Source organism: Streptomyces sp. NPDC001663 (assembly GCF_042893105.1).
Lineage (GTDB): Bacteria > Actinomycetota > Actinomycetes > Streptomycetales > Streptomycetaceae > Streptomyces.
Map to the genome: position 1 here is coordinate 238404 of NZ_JBIAUR010000015.1, position 20548 is coordinate 258951.

The window sequence follows — 20548 nt, forward strand, 5'->3', positions numbered from 1 at the left end:
CATGCAGAACCCCGGCCCGTGCGGGCCGGGGTTTTCTTGTGCCTGCTGTTTGAGCGATCGCTCAAACAGGTGTACTTTCATGCCCAGGCTGTTTGAGCGGTCGCTCAAACTACTTGCTGACCTGGGGGAATCACATGAGCCATACGGGGCTCTACATCGAGGCGCGGATCCGCGCCGACCTCGACGACCTCTGGACCCGCACGCAGGAACCGGCCGAGCACCAGCGCTGGGACCTCCGCTTCACCGAGATCGAGTACCTCCCGCGCGCGGAGGGCGAGCCGCAGCGCTTCCGGTACGCCTCGCGCGTGCTGCCCCTCCTGACGGTCGCCGGCACCGGGGTCTCGGCGGGCGAGCGGGAGCGCCCGGACGGAACCCGCACCTCCGCGCTCCGCTTCTCCTCCCCACAACCGCTCTCGCTGCTGGCCGAGGGCAGCGGGTACTGGCGTTACATCCCGGACGGCGACGGAGTCCGCTTCCTGACCGGCTACGACTACCGGCCCCGCTGGGGCGCGCTCGGTGCGCCGGTCGACCGGGTCCTGTTCCGTCCGCTCATGGGGTGGGCGACGGCGTGGTCCTTCGACCGTCTGCGGCTGTGGCTGGAGCGCGGGATCACTCCGGAGCGGGCGCGCACGAACTGGCTCCTCGAAATGCTGGCGCGAGCCCTGACGATCACCCTCGCCTGCACCGGCTTCGGCTACGGCAGCCTGCTCCGTCTGACCGGCCCTTTCGCCCCGCTCTTCTTCTACGCGACTCCGCCGCTGGCCCTGGTGGCGCTCTCCCTGGCGCTCCTCGCGCCGCCGCTGCCCACCACCCCGGCGGCCCGCCGCTGTCTGCGCACACCGCCCACGCGCGTGCGTGCCCCCCGACTCCTCTGCGCCTTGGAGAACCAGCGATGACCACGACGTCGATCTTCCGTACGGTCATGGGCGCGGACTTCGAGCGCCTCCACCCCCAGCTGCAGCGCCGGTTCTCGGTCGGGCTGGCGAGCGGGGAGGCGTGCACCGGGCGGGGCGTGATGGACCGCATCTGGCACGGCCGGGCGTTCGTGAAGCCGTTCCTGGCGCTCGGGACCACGCGCAACATCCTTGTGCCGCGGGCGGGTCGGGGGGTGCCGTTCGTGATCGAGAACGTGCCGTACAGCGACGGCTACGGTCGTGAGACGGTGACCTTCGTGCGCACCTTCGACCTGCCCGGCCGTGCCCGCCGTTTCGACGCCCAGATGGTGCTGAGTCCCAAGCGGGACCGGATCCTCGACTACCTCGGGACGCACCAGCACCTGGCCAGCGACCTGCACTTCCGCGCCGAGCCCGACGGCTCGCTGCTGATCCGGTCCGGTGAACACCGGTTCCGGGAGGGGGTGGTGGACGTGCGGGTGCCCGAACTGGTCGGTGCGACGGCGGAGGTGCGCGAGTCGTACGACGACTCGGCCGGGCGGTTCCGTATCCAGGTCCGGGTGGTGAACCGGTACTTCGGGCCGCTCTTCGGTTACGAGGGTTCCTTCGAGGCGACGTACACGGACATCCGGACCTGTGGCGTACGGCCCGGGCTGCGTCCGGTCCGCGAGGAGTCGCGCGCGTGAGTCCCGAGACGGCCAAGTCGCAGGAGACGAAGGCGAAGCTCCTGGAGGGTGCGCTGCGCGTGCTCACCGAGCAGGGCATCGCGAAAACCTCCGCCCGTACGATCGCGACGGCGGCCGGGGTCAATCAGGCGCTGGTCTTCTACCACTTCGGCTCGGTCGACGAACTCCTCGCCGCCGCCTGCCGGTACGGCGCCGAGCAGGCGGTGGCTCGGTACCGGGACCGGATGTCCGCGGTCGGGTCGCTGTCCGAACTGCTCGCGGTCGGGCGGCAGATCCACGAGGAGGAGCGCGAGGGGGGTCATGTCGCGCTGCTCGGTCAGCTGCTCGCCGGGGCGCAGACCCATGCCACGCTCGGGCCCGCCACCGCGGCCGGGCTCGAGCTGTGGATCGTGGAGATCGAGAAGGTGCTGACGCGGGTGCTGGCGCAGACGCCGTTCGGGGAGTTCAGCGATCCGGCGGGGCTGGCGCGGGCGGTTGCGGCGTCGTTCGTGGGGATCGAGTTGTACGAGGGGGTGGATCCGGCGGGGGCGCACGCGGCCTTGGGTGCGCTGGAGCAACTGGGCGCCCTCGTGGCCGCGTTGGAGGAGCTCGGGCCGGTGGCGCAACGGGCGGTACGGCACCGGCTTCGCCGGATGGGCCGCCGCTGACGGTGTGGCGGGGGGAGTTCCTCGCCCCCGCCGCCCCTACCCGTCCCATCCCCAGGGGCGCTGCCCCTTCGCCCCCGCCAGGGGCTCCGCCCCCGGACCCCGGCGGGGACTTCGTCCCCTGCACCCCTCCGGGGCTTCGCCCCTGCACCCCGGCGGGGCTTCGCCCCCTGGACCCAGGTGGGGACTGCGTCCCTGGACCTCTCCGGGCTTCGCCCCTGGACCCCGGTGGGGACTTCGCCCCTTGGACCTCTCTGGGGCTTCGCTCCCGGACCCCGGTGGGGACTTCGCCCCCTGGACCTCTCAGGGGCTTCGCCCCCGGACCCTGCTGGGGACTTCGTCCCTTGCACCCCTCCGGGGCTCGCTCCCGGACCCCGGCGGGACTTCACCCTCGGACCCCGGCGGGGGCTTCGCCCCCGGACCTCGGTGGGGACTTCGTCCCTTGCACCCCTCCGGGGCTCGCTCCCGGACCCCGGCGGGACTTCACCCTCGGACCCCGGCGGGGACTTCGTCCCTTGCACCCCTCCGGGGACTTCGCTCCCGGACCCCGGCGGGGACTTCGTCCCCTGCACCCCTCCGGGGCTCGCTCCCGGACCCCGGTGGGGACTTCGCTCCCGGACCCCGGAGGGGACTTCGCTCCCGGACCCCGGAGGGGACTTCGTCCCCTGCACCCCTCCGGGGCTTCGCCCCTGGGCCTCTCTGGGACTTCACCCCCGGACCCGGCAGGGACTTCGCCCCCTGCACCCCTCCGGCGCTCGCCCCCGCACCCCGTTCGGCCCCCAAGAGGTCTCGCCCTCGAACGCCGAACGGGCTAAGAGGGCAAGCCCACCCGCCTGGACGCCCCGGTTCGACAGGCCGTCGTATGTCGACTTTTGTGTGAAGTAATCGGTATTCATTCCCAGCTCACGCTTCATCACTGGAGGGCGCCGTGCGGTCGGAGGGCTACGAATACGACCCCCACAGCCGACTCGCCGGACCGCTCACGGAGGCGACCGGTGCGTCGTACCGGGTGCAGTACACCTCTCTCCTGGCCCGCGAGCCGCACGCGATACGAGCCCTCGTCCTGATGACCCTCGCGCCGCTGCTCACCGGCGTGCTCCTCGTGTACCTCGTGTGGCCCACCCACTGGGTGGAGCGCGACGGCGGTCAGGAGTGGATGGTCGGGCTCGACGTCACGATGCTCGTCGCCATCGGGCTCATCGAGCTGTTCATGGTCGTCAACGTCGCCTCCGTCGCGCACGCCACGATGGTCGCCCGCGACCCCCTCCCGGTCGCCCCCGAACCCGGCACCCGCGTCGCCTTCCTGACGACGTACGTCCCAGGGAAAGAGCCGTTGTCCATGGTCCGCGCCACTCTCGAGGGCGCCGTCAGGATCACCCACCCCGGGCCCCTCGACGTCTGGCTCCTCGACGAGGGCGACGACGAGCACGTGAAGGCCGTGTGCGCGGAGCTCGGCGTACGGCACTTCACCCGGCGCGGGGTTCCCGAGTGGAACCGGCCCAAGGGTGTGCACAAGGCCCTGACCAAGCACGGCAACTACAACGCCTGGATCGCCAAGCACGGGGGCGAGTACGAGTTCTTCGCCTCCGTCGACACCGATCATGTTCCGCTGCCGAACTTTCTCGAGCGGATGATGGGCTACTTCCGGGATCCCGATGTGGCTTTCGTGGTGGGGCCTCAGGTGTACGGGAACTACGACGAGCATCCCGTCACCAAGGCCGCCGAGTCGCAGCAGTTCCTCTTCCACGCCCTGATCCAGCGCGCCGGCAACCGCTACCGCTCACCCATGTTCGTCGGCACCAACAACGTCGTACGGATGACCGCCGTGAAGCAGATCGGCGGGCTGTACGACTCCATCACCGAGGACATGGCCACCGGGTTCGAGATGCACCGGCGGCGGAATCCTGCTACCGGCTGCTTCTGGCGGTCCGTCTACACGCCCGACGTGCTCGCCGTCGGTGAAGGGCCCGCCTCCTGGACGGACTTCTTCACACAGCAGCTGCGCTGGTCCCGGGGGACGTACGAGACGCTCCTCAAGCAGTACTGGAAGGGGCTGTTCACCATGCCCCCGGGGCGTCTCCTCTCGTACAGCCTCATGCTGGTCTACTACCCGATGACCGCCGTCAACTGGCTTCTCGGCAGCCTGAGTTGCTTTCTCTTCCTGTGGTTCGGGGCCTCCGGCACGGAGGTCTCCGTCTCGGTGTGGCTGATGCTCTACAGCGACGCCGCCGCCCTGCAGATCGGGCTGTACCTGTGGAACCGGCGGCACAACGTCTCGCCGCATGAGCCGGAGGGCTCCGGCGGTCTCGCCGGCATGGCCATGTCCGCGCTGTCCGCGCCGATCTACCTCAAGTCCTTCTGCGAGGCGCTGCTGCGCCGGCCCAGCCGGTTCGTCGTCACCCCCAAGGGCGCGGACGCCAGTGCCGACCGGCTGCTCACCTTCCGTATCCACCTCATGTGGGCGGGTTTCCTCGCGGTCTCCCTGGCCGTCTCGGTCGTGCTCGACCACACCCACGCGGCCATGCGCACCTGGGCGGTCCTCGCCATGGCGATCGCCCTGTCGCCGGTCGCGGTGTGGTGCTCCGAGCTGCTGAAGGAGCGGTGGGAGCGGCGGGCCCTGCACCGCACCGCGCGGGTCGTCGAACCCGCGGAACCCGCCCTCGCCACCGGCGCCGTCGGCTCCCAGGCCTCCGGCTGCCCGATCCCGGACTCGCCGATGTCCGGCTCCTCGATCTCCGGCTCCCCGACAGGAGGCGACTAGCGCCATGGCCCACCGGCTGTCCCAGAAGACGAAGAAGACCGTCCTCGGCATCGGGGGCATGGTGCTCCTGGCCGGCCTCAACGCCCCGGCCGCACTGGACTTCGCGGAGGAGCAGTACTACGCGTACAAGATCGCCCAGCCGGAGTACAGGGCGAAGTACGGCTCCTGGAGCCGGGTCGACATCCCCGAGCGCTACCGCACCAACGCCATCCACGCCGCGCTCCTGCACACCGGCAAGGTCCTCATCGTCGCCGGCTCGGGCAACGAGCAGAAGAAGTTCAATGCCGGATCCTTCGACACCGTCCTGTGGGACCCGAAGAACAACACCTTCAAGAAGATCCCCACCCCGGCCGACTTCTTCTGCTCCGGGCACGCCCAACTCCCGGACGGCCGCCTCCTCGTGGCCGGCGGCACCGCCCGCTACGAACTGCTCGACGGCGAGGTCAAACGGGCCGGCGGCGGCATGCGCGTCAAGAACGAGAACCCCGTGAAGGCGGTCCACCTGAAGAAGGGCACCCGTTTCCGATCGCCCGGCGGCCTCGAGTACGTCAGCCAGTTCGACGTCACCGTCCCGAAGGCGCAGCGTGCGGCGAAGGTCCCCCGCGGCGCCCGTGGAGCGTTGCAGCCCCGGCAGCCTCAGGCGACGGCGGGCGAGGCCCGCGTGTTCGTCGAGGCCGCCGAGAAGGGGGAGAGATCGGTCGCCGACGCCGGGTCGCAGTACGCCGTCGTAGGGCTTAAGGGAAGGGACGCGAAGAACACGTACGGGCTCAGCGAGCGGATCACCCTCGACAAGGAGGACTTCCAGGGGATCCGCGCCGCCTACGAGTTCGACCCCCTGGCCGAGCGGTACGTGCCCGTCGAGCCGATGAGGAAGGCCCGTTGGTATCCGACGCTCGTCGCTCTCGAGGACGGACGGGTGCTCGCGGCGTCCGGGCTGGACGAACTCGGCGTGATCGACCCCGGGGACAACGAGATCTACGACCCCCGGACCAAGAAGTGGTCGTTCGGGCCGAAGCGGTACTTCCCCACGTACCCCGCCCTCTTCCTCACCAAGGGCGGCAAGCTCTTCTACCCGGCCTCCAACGCCGGTTACGGCCCCGCCGACCAGGGCCGCGAGCCGGGCCTTTGGGACCTGCGGACCAACACCTTCCAGAAGGTCCCGGGCCTCCGGGACCCGCAGCAGACGGAGACCTCGTCCTCGCTGCTGCTGCCGCCCGCGCAGGACCAGAAGGTGATGATCCTGGGCGGCGGAGGTGTCGGCGAGTCCAAGAAGGCGACCCCGCGCACGGCCGTCGTCGATCTGAAGAAGGACAACCCGGTCTTCCAGGACGGGCCCGAACTCCCGCAGGGCACGCGGTACTTGAACAGCGTCATCATGCCGGACGACACGGTGTTCACCACCAACGGCTCCGCGGACTACCGCGGCCGCAGCGCCAGCAACATCTTCAAGGCGCAGTTCTACGACCCGAAGGGCAACGCCTTCCACGAGGCGGCGGCGCCCACCGTCGGCCGCAACTACCACTCCGAGGCACTGCTGCTGCCCGACGGCCGCGTCGCCACCTTCGGCTCCGACCCGCTCTTCGACGACCAGCAGAACACCAAGCTCGGCCACTTCGAGCAGCGCATGGAGGTCTTCACACCACCCGTGCTGCACAGGAACGGCAAGGACCGTCCCGTACTGGACGACGGTCCCAAGCAGCTGGACCGACGCCGTCGCGCGACCTTCCGGACCGACCACCCCGAGCGGGTGGTGAAAGCCCGGCTCATGCGACCCAGCGCGGTCACCCACACGACCGACGTCGAGCAGCGCTCCATCGAGCTCGGGCTGACCAGGGACGCGCACTCGGTGACCGTCGACGTACCGGACGACCCGACCCTCGTTCCGCCCGGCTGGTACATGCTGTTCGTGACGGACACCGAGGGCACGCCGTCCGAGGCCAAGTGGATCCAGGTCAAGTAGCCGACTGGTCCTTGGAGTTGCGCGCCAGCTCCAAGGCGTACTCGGGCCACCACTGCCCGGCCGCCGGTCCGCCCTCGCACGTCCCGTCCGACTCCCCGGGCCGCTTGATCCACAGATAGGCGTCCAGGGCCGGCTCGCCGGTGTCGGTCGTCGGGCGGGTGCCCAGCGCGCGGCCCGGCGGATTGCACCAGACGCCGGGCAGGGGGCCGTTGCCGTTGCGGCTGGTGTCGATGACGTAGTGCTTGCCGCCGAGGTCCTCGGAGAGCCGGCGGCCGTAGTCCTTGGTGCGCTCGTTCGTCTGGAAGTTGGAGACGTTGAGGGAGAAGCCGTCGGCCTTCTCGATGCCCGCCTTCTTCAGCGGGTCGACCAGGTTCCAGGGGTCCTGGATCCAGGCCGGGTTGCCCGCGTCCAGGTACACCTTGGTGTGCGGCTGCTGCTTCAGGCGGGCGATCGCCTCGCTGAGCAGCTGCTCGCGTTCGTCGTGGTACGCGTCGGGAGTGCAGCCGTCCACGATGTGCGAGACCGCGTCCGGTTCGAGGACGACCAGGGCCTTGCCGTCGCCCAGCGCGTCCGCGAACTTCCCGATCCACGACCGGTAGGCGGCCGCGTCCGCCGCGCCGCCCGCCGAGTGCTGACCGCAGTCGCGGTGCGGGATGTCGTACGCCACGAAGAGCGCCGTACGCCCCTGCCGGCTCGCGGCCGCGGCCGCCGCCTTCACCTCGGGGCCCGGGTCGACCTCGCCGGCCGGCCACAGCGCGACCGGCTCGTCGGCGATCCGGGCGAGCAGGTCCGCGTCCTCGGCGCGGCCGTCCCGCCGGTACGTCTGGATCTGCGTCGCGGCCGGGCCGTCCGGGTCGACCCAGAAGACCGGGGAGACGGTGCGGCTCGCCTTCTTCGAGGCGGCGCCCGCCACGGAGGCCTCGTCGACGTCGGACGCGAACGAGCAGCCCGCCGCGAGCCCGAGGACCGCGAGAGCCGCGAGGGTGTGGATCAGCCGGGGCATGCTGCTCCCTTGGGCGAAGGTGACGTTAGATGACGAATCGGAATGATCGTCTGAAATCGTGTCACAAGGGAGTTGGAGCGGCCGGAATCGACATGGCTGCGGCGATCGCCCGTGGTCAGCCGTCTCCCGAGACCAGCGCGATCCCCAGCGGCGTCCGCTCGTACAGGACCTGATGGCCGTAGCGCCGCGCGGTGAGCAGTCCGGCGTCGCGCAGCAGGGTCAGATGCGCGGAGACGGACGACGGCGCGAGGCCCAGGCGGTGCGCCAGCGCGCTCGTCGTGGCGGGTTCGTCGAGCGCGGCGAGCACGGCCGCCCGGCCGCGCCCGAGGAGTCGTACGAGAACGTCGGGGGTGCGGTCGGCGGGCTCGGCCCACAGGCCGCCGATGCCGCGGGCCGGATAGGCGAGGGTCGGCTGCCAGGGCGGTTCGAAGGTGCTCACGACGTCCGGCCAGATGAAGACGCTGGGCATCAGGACCAGGCCCCGCCCGTCGAGATGCCGCTCGTGCTCGCCCTTGAACTCCACGGTCAGCGTGCCGGCGTGCCAGCCGAAGCGACGGCTGATCTCGGGCAGCAGTCCGCCGAGGCCGACCTCGGCCAGCCGCCGCGAGTGGAAGGCGACGTCGGCCTCCAGGAGGGTGCGCAGGCGGGGCCAGTCCGGGGCGACGAGCGTGCGCCAGGCCTGCTCCATCGCGTCGGACAGCTCCCGGATCATGCGGGCCGGATCCGCCAGCCACCTCCTGGCCTGCGGTGATTCGAGGGCGCCCGGGGTGTCCGCGAGCGACTTCGCGGTGTCCGCACGGGCCGCCTCCGGCTCGCTCGCCCTTACGGCGGCGATCTCCTCCTCGAAGGTGGCGGCCGGCCCGATCGGGGGCGGGCAGAGCCAGTCGGGGCAGTGACCGCGCCGCGGCATCAGCAGCCACAGATCGGTGAGGTCGAGCGAGTCCGCGACCCTGCCCGTCCGCCGCAGCCAGTGCGCGTGGTACCCCTGCCGTTCCGGCCGCTTGAGCATGCGCACGGCCTCCTGCGTCTCCCAGAGCGGGGACATGGCGAAACGGCACCGTAGGAAATCGTCCTCCCCGAAGTGCAGACGCGAGGGCATGCCCGCCCCTCCTCGCAATATTCGGCTGCAGCCGAAACTCTACGGCGGCCGGTACGCGCGCGTGCACGCTGCCGTCATGCCGGACGAACCCGAGGACACCACGACCCTGCCCGCCCCCGCTCCTCCCGCCACCGGCCGCTACCTCGACGTCTTCGCCGTCCGTGAGTTCCGCGCCGTCTTCGCCGCCCACGCGCTCTCGCTCCTCGGCCTGATCGTCAGCGAGATCGCACTCTCCGTCCTCGTCTACGACCTCACCGGCTCGCCCCTGATGAGCGCGCTCGCCTTCGCGCTGGGCTTTCTGCCGTACGTCGTCGGCGGGACCCTGCTCGCGGGGGTCGCCGACCGCTTCCCGGCCCGGCGGGTGCTGGTGGTGTGCGACCTGGTGTGCGCGGGATGCGTGGCGCTGATGGTGGTGCCGGGCACGCACATCGCCGTACTGCTCGCCCTGCGCTGCTGCCTGGCCGTCGTCGCGCCGGTGTTCCAGGGCACCCGGACGGCGACGCTGGCCGACATCCTCGGCGACGGCGACCTGTTCGTGCTCGGCCGCTCCCTGCTGCGGATCGTGTCGCAGAGCGCGCTGCTGGTCGGGTACGGCCTGGGCGGTCTGCTTCTGATCGCCGTGTCGCCGCGGCATGCGCTGCTGATCACGGTCGGCACGTTCTGCGCGTCCGCCCTGCTGCTCCGGCTCGGCACGCGGCGCAGACCCGCGCGGGCCACCGCCGGAACCCCGTTGGTGCGGGACTCCCTGGCGGGCGCCCGCCAGGTCCTGTCCGACCGCCGGGTGCGCGCCCTGCTCCTCCTCTTCTGGATCCCGCCGATGTTCTCGGTCGCCCCCGAGGCCCTGGCTGCCCCTTACGCCCACGATCTGTCCGCCGGCTCCGTGGGTCTCGGCCTGCTGATGTGCGCGCTGCCGGTGGGCACGATCGCCGGCGAGCTGTACGCGGGCTCCCGCCTGCGCCCCGCCACCCGCGAACGCATAGTGCTCCCCCTGGTCACAGTCACGCTCCTCCCGTACGTCGGCTACGCCGTGCACCCCGGCCTCGCGACGTCGCTGGCCCTGCTGCTCCTCTCAGGCGCCGGATCGGCGTACACGCTGGGTCTGGACCAGTGGTTCGTACGGGCGGTGCCGGAGGAACTGCGCGGCCGGGCGATGACCCTGCTCACCGCCGGGCTGATGACGGTCCAGGGGGTGGGGATGGCGCTGGCGGGAGTGGCGGCGGAGTTCACCTCGGTGGCCGCGACGGTGGCGGGCGCCGGGCTGCTCGGCGCGGTGTTCTGTGCCCTGCTCGCCTGGGAAGCGGACCGTACCCGACCGAAGGACGAGACGGGGCTGACCACCATGTGACCGGCCGGTAAGGTCAGTGGCGTGCCGAAGCCGCTCAGTCTTCCCTTCGATCCCATCGCCCGCGCCGACGAACTGTGGAAGCGGCGCTGGGGAAACGTGCCGTCGATGGCGGCCATCACCTCGATCATGCGCGCGCACCAGATCCTGCTCGCCGAGGTCGACGCGGTGGTCAAGCCGTACGGGCTGACGTTCGCGCGGTACGAGGCGCTGGTGCTGCTCACCTTCTCCAAGGAGGGCGAGCTGACGATGTCCAAGATCGGCGAGCGCCTGATGGTCCACCCGACCTCCGTGACCAACACGGTCGACCGCCTGGTCAAGTCGGGCCTGGTCGCCAAACGCCCCAACCCCAACGACGGCCGCGGCACCCTCGCCTCCATCACGGACAAGGGCCGCGAGGTCGTGGAGGCCGCCACCCGCGACCTGATGGCCATGGACTTCGGCCTGGGCGTCTACGACGCGGAGGAGTGCGCAGAAATCTTCGCGATGCTGCGACCGCTGCGGGTGGCTGCCAGCGACTTCGACGAGGAGTGAGGCGGGCGCAGTCAGTCTTCGGCGGGCGCGAATACACATGAAGGTGATTCCGCCTCCGCTCCAAAGCTGGAACGTTTAGGCACGCTAAGCGTCATGTCAGCCTGTTGTCGGACCAAGATCCGGGCGGCCGAGCCTCGGATCAGTGACAACAGGGGGCTGTCTTGCCGAACCTTCCGAACCTTGCCCGACGTGCGCTGACCGTTGGAAGCGCAATGGTGTTCGCCGCCGCCGTGGGCCTCGGAGCCTCGGGGCCGGCCCACGCGAGTGCCACCGGAACCACTGCGGTCGGTACCTTCAGCTACGACCTGCACGGGGTCGGCGTGAAGGTTCCCGTCGGCTGCTTCCTGACCCATTCCATCAAGGGCTCGGGCAAGCGGATCACCAGTCAGCTCGCCGGCGTGGACTGCGTGGGTATCGCAGCCACCTTCTCCCGGTTCTGCAACTGGAGGATCGACTTCACCTACGCGGACATGAGCAACAGGATCTACAGGACGTCACGCGGGGCCACGCACTCCGAATGCAAGGGCGATCCCTTGCGGCACAACGCGCCGCAGACTCTGCCGAAGTACGGCAAGGCCTGCGCGAGGTTCTATGTCAACGGGGCGCTGCGTGCCACGCAGTGCCACTTCATCACGAAGTGACGTCAGACCGCGGCGGGAGCGGCGTCGGCTTCCTTGGCGATGAGCGGCTGGACCTCCCGGGTCACCTTCCGCTCGACGAAGAAGGCGGCCGTCGGGACGGTGCCGGCGAGCAGCACCCAGGCGAGCCGGCCCAGCGGCATCTTGGCCTTGGTGCCGAGGTCGAAGGCGAACACCAGGTACAGCACGTACAGCCAGCCGTGGGCGATGCCCACGGCGGTGACGAAGCCGTCGAAGCCGTCCAGGTGCAGCACCCGCTTCCCGATCACACCGATCGTGAGGACGATCAGCAGCACGGCAGTGACGTAAGCCATCACCCGGTACCGGGTCAAGATGCTCTTCTTCATGGCGTCGAGCGTAACGGGTGCCCAGTGATCGCCTGCGTGCGGATCCCCGGTCCGCGGTGACCTCGATTCACCAGGGAGACGCGATTAACCACCGTTAACCGTCGACATTTACTAGGACGTCCTAGTAAATTTGAAGGTATGGACGCTGACGCCATCGAGGAGGGCCGCCGTCGCTGGCAGGCCCGGTACGACGCCTCGCGCAAGCGTGAGGCCGACTTCAGTACGCTCTCCGGGGATCCGGTGGAGCCTGTGTACGGGCCTCGGCCAGGGGATGCGTACGAGGGGTTCGAGCGGATCGGGTGGCCGGGGGAGTACCCCTTCACGCGCGGGCTGTATCCGACCGGATACCGGGGGCGGACGTGGACCATCCGGCAGTTCGCCGGGTTCGGGAACGCCGAGCAGACCAATGAGCGGTACAAGATGATCCTCGGCAACGGGGGCGGGGGCCTGTCCGTCGCCTTCGACATGCCGACCCTCATGGGGCGGGACTCCGACGACCCGCGGTCGCTCGGTGAGGTCGGGCACTGCGGGGTCGCCGTCGACTCCGCCGCCGACATGGAGGTGCTGTTCAAGGACATCCCGCTGGGGGATGTCACCACCTCCATGACCATCAGCGGGCCCGCGGTGCCGGTCTTCTGCATGTACCTCGTCGCCGCCGAGCGGCAGGGCGTGGATCCGGGGGTGCTCAACGGGACCCTCCAGACCGACATCTTCAAGGAGTACATCGCCCAGAAGGAGTGGCTCTTCCAGCCCGAGCCCCATCTGCGGCTCATCGGCGACCTCATGGAGTACTGCGCGGCCGGGATTCCGGCGTACAAGCCGTTGTCCGTCTCCGGGTATCACATCCGTGAGGCGGGGGCCACGGCCGCGCAGGAGCTCGCCTACACGCTCGCGGACGGTTTCGGATACGTCGAGTTGGGGCTCAGCCGCGGGCTGGATGTGGATGTGTTCGCGCCGGGGCTCTCCTTCTTCTTCGACGCGCACGTCGACTTCTTCGAGGAGATCGCCAAGTTCCGCGCCGCGCGGCGCATTTGGGCTCGGTGGATGCGGGACGTCTACGGGGCGAAGTCCGAGAAAGCGCAGTGGCTGCGCTTCCACACGCAGACCGCCGGCGTCTCGCTGACCGCCCAGCAGCCGTACAACAACGTCGTGCGTACGGCGGTGGAGGCGCTCGCGGCGGTGCTCGGCGGGACCAACTCGCTGCACACCAACGCCCTCGACGAGACCCTCGCGCTGCCCAGCGAGCAGGCCGCGGAGATCGCGCTGCGCACACAGCAGGTCCTCATGGAGGAGACCGGCGTCGCCAACGTGGCCGATCCGCTGGGCGGTTCGTGGTTCGTCGAGCAGCTGACGGACCGGATCGAGGCGGACGCGGAGAAGATCTTCGCGCAGATAAAGGAGCGGGGACTCCGGGCGCATCCCGACGGACGGCACCCCATCGGGCCCGTCACCTCCGGCATCCTGCGCGGGATCGAGGACGGCTGGTTCACCGGCGAGATCGCCGAGTCGGCCTTCCAGTACCAACGGGCCCTGGAGAAGGGCGACAAGAGGGTCGTGGGCGTGAACGTCCACCACGGGTCCGTCACCGGCGACCTGGAGATCCTGCGGGTCAGCCACGAGGTCGAGCGGGAGCAGGTACGGGTGCTGGGCGCCCGTAGGACCGCCCGGGACGAGACGGCCGTACGCAACGCCCTGGACGGCATGCTCGCCGCCGCCAGGTCCGGCGCGAACATGATCGAGCCGATGCTGGACGCGGTGCGGGTGGAGGCGACCCTGGGGGAGATCTGCGGGGTGCTGCGGGACGAGTGGGGGGTGTACACCGAGCCGGCGGGCTTCTAGACGGCCTGGGAGGCGCCCGACAGCCCCAGCAGCAGCACCCGGGTGAAACTCCGCACCCACTCCTCGTCCGCCGGTTCCGCGCTCACCAGGGTGCGGTGGACCACCGCGCCCGCCACTACGTCGAAGATCAGGTCGACCGTGCGGGCCGCCTCCCCGGGATCCGACTCGGGGGGCAGCTCGCCGCGCGTCTGGGCGCGGCAGCGGCCCTCCAGGACCAGGCGCTTCTGGCGCTCCACGATCGACTCGCGGATCCGTGCGCGCAGCGCGTCGTCGCGAGTGGACTCCGCGACCACCGCCATCAGGCCGCTCTTGGCCTCCGGGCGGGCCAGGATCGCCGCGAACTGCAGGACCACGCCCTCGATGTCGGCGGCCAGAGTGCCGCGGTCGGGGAGGGTCAGTTCGTCGAAGAGCTCGGCCACCGCGTCGACCACCAGCTCGTTCTTGCCCGCCCAGCGGCGGTACAGGGTCGTCTTTGCAACCCCGGCCCGCGTCGCCACGTCTCCCAGGGTGAGCTTCGACCAGCCGAGTTCGACCAGCGCCTCCCGCGTGGCCGCCAGGATCGCGGCGTCCGCGGCGGCGCTGCGCGGGCGTCCTGTGGCCCGTGGGGCGGGAGTGCGGCTCTGCATCCCACGACCATAACCGGCGGTTCCTGTGAGGCCGTGAGGGAGATCACCGGGGGGTGGTGTCCGGGAGGCACTCGGTGCCATTACGCTACGACTCGTAGCGAAAGCTCGTGAGCGGCTCCACGGGCGACGACCACTGGGCGTGGGGTGGGGACCCGGCGTCCGACAGCGAACAGTACGACCGGCTTTCACAACGCTTTTCACTTGCGCGCGCAGACGGGGGAGGATAGACGCATGCAGCCACGGAACATGTCCATGAGCGGAGTCGTCGACCTCGCCGCGGTGAAGGCGGCCCAGGAGGCCAAGACGAAGGCGGAGCAGGCGCGCGCCGAAGCGGTCCGGCAGGGCGGCGGCACGGGAGCCGTCTCCCCGGCCGATCTCGTCATCGAGGTCGACGAGGCCGGGTTCGAGCGCGACGTCCTGCAGCGGTCCACCGAGGTACCCGTCGTCATCGACTTCTGGGCCGAGTGGTGCGAGCCCTGCAAGCAGCTGAGCCCGGTCCTGGAGCGGCTCGCCGTCGAGTACGCCGGCCGCTTCCTGCTCGCCAAGATCGACGTCGACGCCAACCAGATGCTGATGCAGCAGTTCGGGGTCCAGGGGATCCCCGCGGTGTTCGCGGTCGTCGCCGGCCAGGCACTGCCGCTCTTCCAGGGGGCCGCCGGCGAGGCCCAGATCCGCCAGACCCTCGACCAGTTGGTCCAGGTCGCCGAGCAGCGCTTCGGCCTGACGGGCCTCACGGTCGACCCGGACGCCGAGCCGGGCGGCGGCGGCCAGTCCGCGGCCGAGACGGTGCCGGCCGGGCCGTACGACGCCCTGCTCGAGGCTGCCGTACGAGCCCTGGATTCCGGGGACTTCGGCGGTGCGGTGCAGGCGTACAAGAACGTGCTGAGCGAGGACCCGGGCAACCCGGAGGCCAAACTCGGGCTCGCCCAGGCCGAGTTGCTGCAGCGGGTGCAGGGCCTCGACCCGCAGCAGGTGCGCAAGGACGCGGCGGAGAAGCCGGCCGACGTCCGGGCGCAGATCGTCGCGGCGGACCTGGATCTGGTCGGCGGTCATGTGGAGGACGCGTTCGGGCGGCTCATCGAGACCGTCCAGCGCACTGCGGGTGACGACCGGGACGCGGTACGTCTGCGACTGCTGGAGCTCTTTGAGGTCGTTGGGGCGGATGATCCGCGTGTGGCGGCGGCCCGTAGGGCGCTTGCTCGCGCACTGTTCTGAGCGGGGCGGCGGCCCGGTTCTGACCAGTCGCTAAACGCCACGTCATGTGATGCCCAAGTGAAAGATTTGCCGGGGGAACGTCAGTGCGGCCGCGCTTTACCAAAACTTGGTAAACGCGGCCGCTGTTACTACGAGTAAGTTCAGGGCGTTGATCTGTCGGATTCTGTCCAACGATCAATAGTTTTGTCCTCCCCCTCGGCTGCACCCTCCGTCGCTACCCGAGACCTGTGGGTCGTTGTTCGGTTATCCCGCCGTTACTACCCAGTAACGAAGCCCCTTGTGCGGGCGGCGAGAATGCACCACGATCGGCGACGCTCGGTCCATTCCCGTACCCCGGCAGCCGGTTGGGTCCGCGGGAGCTCTTGGGTCCCCACCGAGCAGAGACGGCGTCACTGACGCCGGCTCTTGGACAGGGGGGTCTTCGCCCACCCGGCGAAGCCTGTCCAGCAAGGTTGTGCGTGATGCGTGTCAGGCGCGACCAGTGGTTGTCGCTCGGGGGTGATCGCCGGTGATCGGTGCGCGGTTCGCGCCTCCGAGACGGGCGCTCTCCTTCCCGAGGACGTAGCACTTCTCCCATCCCTGCCCGGCTGAGCCGCCAACTGGGGGCAGTCAGGGTCAGGAGATGTACGTCCGAGAAGGAGGAAATATGGAGTCCCAGGTGCGTGGCGGGACCAGATGGAAGCGGTTCGCTGTGGTCATGGTGCCCAGCGTCGCCGCTACGGCCGCGATAGGTGTCGCCCTCGCGCAGGGCGCTCTCGCCGCGTCGTTCAGCGTGTCCGGCCAGCAGTTCAAGGTGACGGCCGACCAGCTGGAAGGTGACGGCTTCTCCCAGTACGGGGCCCTTGACTCGGGGTACACCCTCGACGGCAAGAAGACGGTCCACCCGGTCGCGGTCTCGGCGTTCAAGTCCGCGTCCATCAAGGGCCTGTGCCAGTCCGTGGTCACCCCGGACGTCCCGATTCTGGGTAGCGTCAGCCTGATCCTGAAGGCGGGCGGCGGGGACAAGCCGGTCGAGGCCAACAACCTCTACATCGACCTCGATGACCTGAGCGCCGACGCGACGTTCACGAACATCGACATCGGTGTGGCAGCCAAGGACGCCAGCAAGGGTCCCGGCATCCACAGCGGCGACGCCGCGAACCCGAACGGTTTCGCGCAGCAGGCCGAGCACGCCTCGCTGGTCGGCGTGAAGCAGACGGCGTGGGCGACCACCGCCGGAACCTTCAAGCTCAGTGGGCTGAAGATGTCCGTCAAGACGGGCACTCACGAGTGCTACTAGGCGCTCGGTGACGGGCGGGGGAGCCGACGGCGCCCCCGCCCGTCCACCTTCCACCACTTTCTTCACACGCACTACAACTCGCCATCACAGCACCACCACCAACCATCTTCACCACAGCAACGCCGCACCAGGGAGCTGTTTTCCATGAGCGCCGAGACTCCTGCCGCACCCGTCGGCCAGTTCAGCCGCCGGAGGCTGCAGTTCCGCGCCTGGCGGGGTACGCGGCCGTTCTGGGCCGGACTGTTCGTCCTGCTCGCCGGCTTTCCGATCATGTACTTCCCGTACGCGCACCTCCAGGTCGGTCACCTGACGTTGGCGATGGCCACCACCGGCGGCGCCGGCTCCCTGATCATCGGTGTGCTGCTCGTCGTCCTCGGCGTCAGCCTCTGGTTCCAGAAGCACGTACGGGTCTTCGCGGGCGTCGCGGCGATCCTGCTGGGGCTCGTGTCCATCCCCGTGTCCAACATCGGCGGCTTCCTGATGGGCTTCCTGCTCTCGCTGGTCGGCGGGGCCATGGCCGTGGCGTGGGCACCGGGCGAGCCGCCCACGGAGGCCGCGCAGGAGGAGACGCCGGGAACGGGCGGTGCCCCCGAGGCCCTGGACCCGGACACCACGATCCTCAAGCCCGTGGTGGGCGAGCCGAACGATCTGTCAGGAACGAGCCCGGCGAACGGGGCGAACGGGAGGCACAGTGCCGGCTGACAAGGTGACACACGGGACTGATGTGGACGAGTCCCGTGTGAGAACCGGGCCGCGCCATGCGGCACCCAAGAAGCCGCTGTTCAGCAAGTTCCACATGCCGGCCGGCAAGGCGATAGCCATGGCGGCGATGCCGACGGCGGTCCTCATGGGAATGGGGTTCACGTCCTCGCTCGCGCTCGCCGACAGCGGTGGCTCCACCTCGTCGAAGAGCCTGACCGCCGACGAGTACAAGGACTGTGTCGCCGCGCTGGACGACTCCTCGGCCTCGGCGTCCGGTGACTCCGCCGACAAGGACAGCGCGACGCCGAGCCCGTCGGCGACGTCCTCCGCCGACTCGGACAAGACCACGGACTCCGGCAAGACCTCTTCGTCGGATTCAGGTTCCGACGACAAGGCGACGCCCACGCCGTCCGCGTCGGAGAGTTCGAGCAAGGACACGTCGAGCGGCGACACCGCGACGCCGACCCCCTCGGCGTCCGCGAGCAGCAGCAGCGGCGGCGGTCTGCTGGACGACATCGGCACCGCGATCGGCAGCATCTTCACCGGCGGCAGCGACAGTTCCACGTCGAGCGCGAGCCCGACGCCGTCCGCGTCCGCCTCGTCCTCGGCGAGCGACTCGTCGAAGGACTCCTCGGACTCGAGCGCGTCCGACACCGTGAAGGACACGACCAAGAAGGTCACCGACACGGTGGGCGACACCGTGAAGGACACCACCGACACGGCGACCAAGGCGGCCGAGGAGGCCACCAAGGCGGCCGAGAAGGCGGCCGAGGAGGCCACCTCCTCCCCGAGCCCGTCGGCGAGTTCCTCCACGGACGCGGAGAACTGCCCGGCCGCCACGGACGACGAGAGCGGCGTCGACAACAAGGTGCCGGTGGCGGACGACCCCTGGTACCTGTCGGCCAGCTCGCTGACGCTGAAGGGCGCCGACTACCAGGGCATCGTGGAGGTGAAGACGGCCAACGGCACCAAGAAGAAGGTGCTGAAGTACGTCATCTCCAAGGGCACCGACATCGGCGACCTGCACCAGACGGTCAAGGACACCCAGCAGGGCAAGACCTACCACGTGCAGGCCGGCTCGGGTACGACGTCCACGATCACCGGCGGCGCCACGACGATGTACACGGAGTCCATCTCCGGGAACCTGTTCGGTCTGATCCCGATCACGTTCAGCCCGGACAACCCGCCGCCGCTGAACATCCCGCTGATCTACTTCACCAACGTCAAGGTCGTCCAGGCCGCCCAGTTCGGCGGAACCCTGCACGTGCCCGGGATGCACGTGTACACGACCGACGGAACCGGCTGAGCGCCGCCACAAGGCCCGTTCGGGAGCCGCGCACAATCTGAGGGCGTCCCCTGCTTCAGGGGGCGCCCTCAGCGCCGTACAGCGGCCTTCGACGGGTCAGGCGACGACGTCGATGTGTACGAGGGCCGTACTGGCCGCCAGTTCTTTAGACGCGCCGAGGGCGCCCCCTGTCACAGGGGGCGCCCTTGGTGTCGGAGCCCTCAAAGCCCCTTGCGGGACTGCTAGTTGCTGCCCTGGTCGCCGCCGATGTGGTGGACGCGGAGCATGTTGGTGGTGCCGGGGACGCCGGGGGGCGAGCCGGCGGTGATGATGACGATCTCGCCCGGGTTGAAGCGGTTGATCTTGGCGATCTCCTGGTCGACCATGTCGACCATCTCGTCCGTGGTGTTCACGAACGGCACCACGTGCGACTCCACGCCCCAGCTGAGGGTGAGCTGGTTGCGGGTGTTCTCGTCGGTGGTGAAGGCGATGATCGGCTGCTGCGCGCGGTAGCGCGACAGCCGGCGGGCCGTGTCACCGGACTGCGTGAAGGCCACCAGGCCCCGGCCGCCGAGGAAGTCGGCGATCTCGCACGCGGCACGCGCGACCGAACCGCCCTGTGTACGCGGCTTCTTGCCCGGCACCAGCGGCTGCAGGCCCTTGCTCAGCAGCTCCTGCTCGGCCGCGGCGACGATCTTCGACATCGTCTTCACGGTCTCGATCGGGTACGCGCCCACGCTCGACTCGGCGGACAGCATGACCGCGTCCGCGCCGTCCAGGATCGCGTTGGCGACGTCGGACGCCTCGGCGCGCGTGGGGCGGGAGTTGGTGATCATCGACTCCATCATCTGGGTCGCCACGATCACCGGCTTGGCGTTGCGGCGGCACAGTTCGATGAGGCGCTTCTGCACCATCGGGACCTTCTCGAGCGGGTACTCGACGGCCAGGTCGCCGCGGGCCACCATGACGGCGTCGAACGCCATCACGACGCCCTCCATGTTCTCCACCGCCTGCGGCTTCTCCACCTTGGCGATGACGGGGACGCGGCGGCCCTCCTCGTCCATCACCTTGTGGACGTCGGCCACGTCCTTGGCGTCCCGGACGAAGGACAGGGCGACCATGTCGCAGCCCATGCGGAGGGCGAAGCGGAGGTCCTCGACGTCCTTCTCGGACAGCGCCGGCACGTTGACGGCCGCGCCGGGCAGGTTGATGCCCTTGTGGTCGGAGACGACACCGCCCTCGATGACGATCGTCTTCACCCGCGGGCCCTCGACGTCCAGGACCTTCAGCTCGACGTTGCCGTCGTTGATCAGGATCTGGTCGCCGCGGTCGACGTCACCCGGCAGCCCCTTGTAGGTCGTACCGCAGATGTGCTTGTCACCCGGGACGTCCTCGACGGTGATGACGAACTCGTCACCGCGCTCGAGCTCGACCGGGCCCTCGGCGAAGGTCTCCAGACGGATCTTCGGGCCCTGCAGGTCGGCGAGGACACCGATGGCCCGGCCGGTCTCCTTGGACGCGGCACGGACGCGGTCGTAGCGGCCCTGGTGCTCGGCGTGGGTGCCGTGGCTGAAGTTGAACCGGGCCACGTTCATTCCGGCCTCGATCATCGAGACCAGCATTTCGTGGGAGTCGACCGCGGGGCCGAGAGTACAGACGATTTTCGAACGGCGCATGGGGGCGATCCTATCGGTT

18 protein-coding genes are annotated in these 20548 nt (G+C 69.7%); 13 read left to right on the plus strand and 5 right to left on the minus strand.

The window, feature by feature from the left end:
• Positions 1–134: 134 nt before the first annotated feature.
• The 5 genes from ACFY1L_RS40180 (at position 135) to ACFY1L_RS40200 (ending at position 6944) form a co-directional block, all read left to right on the plus strand.
• Positions 135–896: a hypothetical protein gene (locus tag ACFY1L_RS40180; protein WP_388836194.1), complete on the plus strand. Its 762-nt coding sequence runs from the start codon at positions 135–137 to the stop codon at positions 894–896.
• On the plus strand, positions 893–1579 hold the full coding sequence (locus ACFY1L_RS40185; RefSeq protein ID WP_388836197.1) for a DUF4166 domain-containing protein: 687 nt from the start codon (positions 893–895) through the stop codon (positions 1577–1579). Before ACFY1L_RS40180 ends, ACFY1L_RS40185 begins: the two co-directional genes overlap by 4 nt.
• Positions 1576–2226: a TetR/AcrR family transcriptional regulator gene (locus ACFY1L_RS40190; RefSeq protein WP_388836200.1), complete on the plus strand. Its 651-nt coding sequence runs from the start codon at positions 1576–1578 to the stop codon at positions 2224–2226. Before ACFY1L_RS40185 ends, ACFY1L_RS40190 begins: the two co-directional genes overlap by 4 nt.
• A gap of 925 nt (positions 2227–3151) precedes the next feature.
• Entirely contained in the window at positions 3152–4984 is a 1833-nt protein-coding gene (locus ACFY1L_RS40195; protein WP_388836203.1) for a glycosyltransferase family 2 protein, read from the plus strand.
• Between the two features lie 4 nt (positions 4985–4988).
• Positions 4989–6944, plus strand: coding sequence for a galactose oxidase-like domain-containing protein (locus ACFY1L_RS40200; RefSeq protein WP_388836206.1), 1956 nt, complete (start codon positions 4989–4991; stop codon positions 6942–6944).
• On the opposite strand, the gene ACFY1L_RS40205 is transcribed toward ACFY1L_RS40200, so the two are convergent.
• Together ACFY1L_RS40205 and ACFY1L_RS40210 are read right to left on the minus strand one after the other, a co-directional pair.
• Complete coding sequence (locus ACFY1L_RS40205; protein WP_388836209.1) at positions 6937–7947, minus strand: glycoside hydrolase family 6 protein; 1011 nt, start codon at positions 7945–7947, stop codon at positions 6937–6939. The genes ACFY1L_RS40200 and ACFY1L_RS40205 overlap by 8 nt on opposite strands.
• Before the next feature lie 115 nt (positions 7948–8062).
• A complete protein-coding gene (locus ACFY1L_RS40210; protein ID WP_388836212.1) occupies positions 8063–9046 on the minus strand; it encodes a DUF5937 family protein in 984 nt (327 codons plus the stop codon).
• Positions 9047–9122: 76 nt separating this feature from the next.
• On the opposite strand from ACFY1L_RS40210, the gene ACFY1L_RS40215 reads away from it, so the two are divergent.
• The 3 genes from ACFY1L_RS40215 to ACFY1L_RS40225 all read left to right on the plus strand — a co-directional run bounded on the left by ACFY1L_RS40215 (position 9123) and on the right by ACFY1L_RS40225 (position 11563).
• Entirely contained in the window at positions 9123–10391 is a 1269-nt protein-coding gene (locus ACFY1L_RS40215) for an MFS transporter (protein ID WP_388836215.1), read from the plus strand.
• Between the two features lie 21 nt (positions 10392–10412).
• Entirely contained in the window at positions 10413–10922 is a 510-nt protein-coding gene (locus tag ACFY1L_RS40220; RefSeq protein ID WP_361264879.1) for a MarR family transcriptional regulator, read from the plus strand.
• 212 nt (positions 10923–11134) lie between these two features.
• Entirely contained in the window at positions 11135–11563 is a 429-nt protein-coding gene (locus ACFY1L_RS40225; RefSeq protein ID WP_388836219.1) for a hypothetical protein, read from the plus strand.
• A gap of 2 nt (positions 11564–11565) precedes the next feature.
• On the opposite strand, the gene ACFY1L_RS40230 is transcribed toward ACFY1L_RS40225, so the two are convergent.
• Positions 11566–11907: a DUF3817 domain-containing protein gene (locus ACFY1L_RS40230; protein ID WP_388836222.1), complete on the minus strand. Its 342-nt coding sequence runs from the start codon at positions 11905–11907 to the stop codon at positions 11566–11568.
• A gap of 138 nt (positions 11908–12045) precedes the next feature.
• Between ACFY1L_RS40230 and ACFY1L_RS40235 the strand changes: the two genes are divergently transcribed.
• Complete coding sequence (locus tag ACFY1L_RS40235) at positions 12046–13746, plus strand: methylmalonyl-CoA mutase (protein ID WP_388836225.1); 1701 nt, start codon at positions 12046–12048, stop codon at positions 13744–13746.
• On the opposite strand, the gene ACFY1L_RS40240 is transcribed toward ACFY1L_RS40235, so the two are convergent.
• Entirely contained in the window at positions 13743–14372 is a 630-nt protein-coding gene (locus ACFY1L_RS40240) for a TetR/AcrR family transcriptional regulator (RefSeq protein ID WP_388836228.1), read from the minus strand. The two genes, ACFY1L_RS40235 and ACFY1L_RS40240, sit on opposite strands and share 4 nt — an antisense overlap.
• Positions 14373–14603: 231 nt before the next feature.
• Here ACFY1L_RS40240 and ACFY1L_RS40245 point away from each other — a divergent pair, with 231 nt between their 5' ends.
• From ACFY1L_RS40245 to ACFY1L_RS40260, 4 genes are all read left to right on the plus strand, one after another.
• On the plus strand, positions 14604–15587 hold the full coding sequence (locus ACFY1L_RS40245; RefSeq protein ID WP_388836231.1) for a tetratricopeptide repeat protein: 984 nt from the start codon (positions 14604–14606) through the stop codon (positions 15585–15587).
• 646 nt (positions 15588–16233) lie between these two features.
• Positions 16234–16866 carry a DUF6230 family protein gene (locus ACFY1L_RS40250; RefSeq protein ID WP_388836234.1) on the plus strand — a complete coding sequence of 211 codons (633 nt, stop codon included), beginning with the start codon at positions 16234–16236 and terminating at the stop codon, positions 16864–16866.
• Between the two features lie 144 nt (positions 16867–17010).
• Positions 17011–17568 (plus strand): DUF6114 domain-containing protein, encoded by a 558-nt coding sequence (locus ACFY1L_RS40255; protein ID WP_388836237.1) that lies wholly within the window; start codon positions 17011–17013, stop codon positions 17566–17568.
• The gene (locus ACFY1L_RS40260) at positions 17558–18874 is read left to right on the plus strand and encodes a hypothetical protein (RefSeq protein ID WP_388836240.1); all 1317 of its coding nucleotides are present in this window, start codon (positions 17558–17560) and stop codon (positions 18872–18874) included. Before ACFY1L_RS40255 ends, ACFY1L_RS40260 begins: the two co-directional genes overlap by 11 nt.
• A gap of 221 nt (positions 18875–19095) precedes the next feature.
• Here the strand turns inward: ACFY1L_RS40260 and pyk are convergent, their stop codons facing one another.
• A complete protein-coding gene (gene pyk / locus ACFY1L_RS40265) occupies positions 19096–20529 on the minus strand; it encodes a pyruvate kinase (protein ID WP_388836243.1) in 1434 nt (477 codons plus the stop codon).
• Positions 20530–20548: the final 19 nt, after the last annotated feature.